Genomic DNA, 393 nt, shown 5'->3' with positions numbered 1-393 from the left:
CGGCAGACAGGTTGACGTAACCCGCGCACGCATCCGCCAAATTGAGGCAAAAGCACGCCGCAAGTTGCGCCACCCGACCCGCAGCGACCGTGTGAGAAGCTTCTTAGACAGTGGAGACAGCAAGGTGGAAACCAAAAAAACCGGCCCGTGCCTCCATCAGCGTTTCGCGCCATTCCATTTGCTGCATGAGGAAGTCGGGGGCGAAAGAGGTATGTTCCGGCGCATCGGCATCGATACCCGATGTTTTCAGCAGGTACGATGGCAATGCGGCTTTTAGGCGTACGTTTCGACAGCAAAGGCTTCGACAGCAAAAGCAGAGAACAGGAGGAACAGAAAACCGACGAACAGTTTGAAAAATGGTGTGAAGCCGCCACCGCCATGCTTTCAGACGGC

General features: G+C 55.7%; 2 pseudogenes. One reads left to right on the top strand and one right to left on the bottom strand.

What is annotated here, in order from left to right:
• Positions 1-127 (top strand): annotated as a pseudogene (locus ACRPFF_RS11470) (sigma factor-like helix-turn-helix DNA-binding protein); the annotation flags it as partial.
• Between the two features lie 12 nt (positions 128-139).
• Here the strand turns inward: ACRPFF_RS11470 and ACRPFF_RS11465 are convergent.
• A pseudogene (locus tag ACRPFF_RS11465) lies at positions 140-259 on the bottom strand (iron-sulfur cluster co-chaperone HscB C-terminal domain-containing protein); the annotation flags it as partial.
• Between the last annotated feature and the right edge of the window lie 134 nt (positions 260-393).

This window comes from Neisseria sp. SLRRB23 (genome assembly GCF_050896295.1).
GTDB lineage: Bacteria > Pseudomonadota > Gammaproteobacteria > Burkholderiales > Neisseriaceae > Neisseria.
Note: the sequence above shows the minus strand (reverse complement) of the source record. Positions and strands in the feature narration are given on the sequence as shown.